Origin of the sequence: Azospira sp. I13 (assembly GCF_003112695.1) — a bacterium.
Taxonomy (GTDB): Bacteria; Pseudomonadota; Gammaproteobacteria; order Burkholderiales; family Rhodocyclaceae; genus Azospira.
In genome coordinates this window covers 97,749-102,077 of the sequence record NZ_BFBP01000004.1, presented here as the reverse complement: position 1 = coordinate 102,077, position 4,329 = coordinate 97,749, and the positions used below count along the sequence as shown (strand labels likewise).

Below are 4,329 nucleotides of genomic sequence, written 5' to 3'. Positions count from 1 at the left end.
TCCACCCTGGACATCACCAACGAAGACTTCCTCGCCGGCAAGCTGCGCTTCACCCGCAACGGCGCCACCGGCGCCATCCTCAACCAGGGCGAACTCAAGGCGGGGGATGGCGGCCTGGTGGCCTTGCTGGCGCCGACGGTGAAGAACGAAGGCATCATCAGCGCCCGCCTGGGCAGCGTGGCCCTGGCGGCCGGCGACAAGGTGACCCTGGAAGGGGGCGCCAACGGCTTCCTGCAGGTGGCCGTGGCCCCGGCCACGGTGAAGACCCTGATCGAGAACAAGCAGATGATCGTGGCCGATGGCGGCCAGGTGGTGATGACCAGCAAGGCCGCCGATGCCCTCTCGGCTGGCGTGGTGGCCAACAGCGGCACCGTCCAGGCCCGCACCCTGCAGGAGAAGGAAGGCAAGATCCTGCTGCTGGCTGACATGGACCATGGCGAAGTGCAGCACAGCGGGGTGCTGGATGCTTCCGCCCCCACCAGCGGCAATGGCGGCTTCGTTGAAACCAGCGCGGCCAAGGTCTCCCTGCCCGGCAACCGCAAGGTCACCACCCTGGCCGCCCGGGGCAAGAGCGGAACGTGGTTGATTGATCCGAATGACTACACCATCGGCCTGAGCAGCGGCGACATCACGGGACGGCAGCTTTCTGCCGACCTGAACCTGGGCAACGTGACCATCCAGAGCGCCAATGGCAGCGTTGCCGGGAATGGTGATATCCACGTCAATGCCCCAGTCAGCTGGAGTGCCGATACCACCCTGGCCTTACGGGCCCAGGGCCATGTGAATGTGAATGCGGATATCACCGCAACCGGCCAGAACGCAGGCCTGATCCTGACCGGAAAAACTTACGATTATGTGAATGTGTACTACCCGGTTTTTAACCGGGGCGCAAAGATCACTCTGAGTGGCAATGCCGCAACGCTGAAAATGGGCATGGAAGGTGCTGAAAAGTCCTTTCAGCTGATTCGCTCGGTAGCTGATCTGCAGAACATGTCCAGCAACCTGAGCGGCTATTACGCCCTGGCGGACGACATTGACGCGACGGAAACGGCGACATGGAATAGTGGTAAAGGGTTTGCCCCCATTGGCAGTAGTACAGCGTTCTTCAAGGGTGTATTTGCCGGCCTGGGGCATACCATCAACAAGCTCACCATCAACCGGCCCGACGCCGCGCAGGTTGGGCTTTTTGGCGCTACCAATTCGGCAAGAATCTCTGACCTGGGGCTGATCAGTCCGGTGATTGCTGGCGGGAATACGAATGGTGTTTGGGATTACTACAGTTACGGGGTAGGCAGTTTGATCGGCTATGCCTACTCCACGGTGGTGACAGGCGTTTACTCCGAGAAAGGCACCGTCGCCGGAGGAGTTGGAAACAGCATTGGTGCGCTGCTTGGCGTGTTGAACGCGAGCAGCCTGACCTATTCCTACGCCGCCAATGACATCAAATCATCAGAGGCCTACGGAGCGATAAACAGCGCTGCTATCGGGGGATTGGTAGGCAGTGCCTTGGGGGGCGGAGAAATTAAAAATAATTACACCCTCTCAAAAATCCTGGTCGACTGGGCGGATCAATCTGTTCTTGGCGCCATATTGGGCTACCAAGGAGATTGGCTGGCTCTCCTGGAGGGACGAAATAGCATGACTCCTGCCGTCGTCGTTCTGGACAATAACTACGCTTACAACACCTACCAAACCGCTGCCGGCCCTTTCACAAGCGGGGTCATTGGCCATTGGGATAGCTCGGTTGTTCCTTCCGCAGTCAACAACTACTACCCGTCAGGCTGGTACATCAATCCCTACGACCCGTATGGTTCCCCACGCCCCCAGGGGAGTGTCATTTCCTCCGGCACAGCATCTGCCGATAGCTACCCAACCTTCGATTTTTCAAAAAACTGGGCCATTCCCCCGAATGCCAGTTACCCGGTACTTCGGAAGTTCCAGCGGGACACGTTTGTTTTCGCCAATGACGCCAGCAAGACGTTCGACGGCACGGCGTTCTCTTCTGCACTCACGGCCAGCCAGAGCGGTGCCACCACCGTTGGCACCTTGTCCTATTCCGGTAGCTACCAGGGAGCCACCAATGCCGGGACCTACACCATTACCCCCCAAGGCTTGAGCGCGCCCCCCAAGCCGGTCGGAGAGGGCATTCCCGATGATCTTGCGTACTGGCAGCACTTCGGGACGATTTACTACGTCCCCGGCACCCTGACCATCTCCCCCCGGCCCATTACCGTCAAGGCCGCGGATCAGAGCCGCTCCTATGGCGATGCCAACCCCGTGACGGGCAGCCTATTGCTTACTTCCGGCAGCCTGGTGGGTAGCAACAGCCTGGCCAACGCCTCGGTTTCATCCACTGCGACGGTTGGCGCCAATGCGGGCCAAAGCTTTGCCCTGACGCCCAGCAATGCCGCCTTCAGCAACGGCCTGGCCAGCAATTACGCCATTACCTATCAGGATGGCAGCCTCGCCATCACACCTCGCCCCATCACGGTCCAGGCCAATGCCTTGAACCGTTACTACGGCAGCGCCAACCCCGCCACCGGCTTCATCACCCTGACCGGCGGCAGCCTGGTCAACGGGGATACCCTGGGCACGGCCAGCCTGTCCTCCCCGGCCGGCGCCTCGGCCCAGGCCGGCCAGAGCTACGCCGTGACACCGAGCAATGCTGCATTCAGTTCGGGTCTGGCCAGCAATTACGCCATCACCTACCAGGATGGCACCCTGACCGTGGCCAAAGCCCCCCTCACCGTCACCGCCGTTAATGCGGGCAAGACCTACGACGGCCTGGCCTGGAGCGGCGCCCCCGGAGTCAGTTACAGCGGCTTTGTCCTGAGCGAGGACGCCAGTGCACTCAGCGGTACCGTCACTTACGGCGGCAATGCTTTCGGTGCGGTCAATGCCGGCAGCTACACCATCACCCCGGGCGGCCTGAGCAGCAGCAACTACGCCATCAGCTACAGCAACGGCGCCCTCACCGTCAGCCCCCGGGCCATCACGGTCAAGGCCGCCGACCAGAGCCGTGTCTATGGCGATGCCAATCCCACCGCGGGCGCCCTGGCCCTCACCGCCGGCTCCCTGGTGGGCAGCGATGTCCTGGGCAACGCCAGCGTTTCCTCCACCGCCGCCACCAACGCCAATGCGGGCCAGAGTTTTTCCCTGCAGCCCAGCAATGCCACCTTCAGCAGCGGCCTGGCCGGCAACTACGCCATCACCTACCAGGATGGCAGCCTCGCCATCACCCCCCGTACCATCGTCCTCCAGGCCGGCAACCAGAGCCGCACCTACGGCCAGGCCAATCCCACCTCCGGCACCCTCAGCCTGTTCAGCGGCAACCTGGTCGCCGGAGACGTGCTGGGCACGGCCACCCTGAGCAGCAGTGCGGACGCCAACGCCCAGGCCGGCCAGAGTTACGCGCTGGTGGGCAGCAACGTTGCCTTCAGCAGCGGCCTGGCGAGTAACTACAACATCGGCTACCTCAACGGCAGCCTGACCATTGCCAAGGCCCCCCTCACCGTCACCGCCGCCAATGCCGGCAAGACTTACGACGGCCTGGCCTGGAACGGCACGCCCGGGGTCAGCTATAGCGGCTTTGTCCTGGGTGAGAACGCCAGCGTCCTGGGCGGCTCCGTGGCCTACGGTGGCAGCGCCTTTGGTGCCATCAACGCCGGCAGCTATGCCATCGCCCCGAGCGGTCTGACTTCCAGCAACTACGCCATTTCCTACGTCAACGGCGCGCTGAATGTGGCCAAGGCACCGCTCACCGTCACTGCCAGCAATGTCAGCAAGGCCTACGACGGCCTGGCCTGGAACGGCACGCCCAGCGTTATCGTGGCCGGCTTCGTGCCCGGTCAGGATGGCAGTGTACTCGGTGGTTCCGTCACCTTCGGTGGCAATGCCTTCGGCGCCGTCAATGCCGGCAGCTATGCCATCACCCCGAGCGGCCTTTCCTCTGGCAACTACGCCATCACCTACGTCAACGGTGCCCTCACCGTCAGCCCCCGGGCCATCACGGTCAAGGCCGCCGACCAGAGCCGTATCTATGGCGATGCCAATCCCACCGCGGGCGCCCTGACCCTCACCGCCGGCACTCTGGTGGGCAGCGATGCCCTGGGCAACGCCAGCGTTTCCTCCACCGCCGCCACCAATGCCAATGCGGGCCAGAGCTTTGCCCTGAGCCCCAGCAATGCCGCCTTCAGCAACGGCCTGGCCGGCAACTACGCCATCACCTATCAGGACGGCAGCCTCGCCATCACCCCCCGCCCCATCGTTCTCCAGGCCGGCAACCAGAGCCGCAGCTACGGCCAGGCCAACCCCACCACCGGCTTCCTT

Annotated in this window: 1 protein-coding gene; it reads left to right on the top strand. The window is 62.9% G+C overall.

Annotated elements, in window-relative coordinates:
• A partial coding sequence (locus AZSI13_RS05160) for an S-layer family protein (protein WP_165833344.1) occupies positions 1-4,329 on the top strand: 4,329 nt, incomplete at both ends.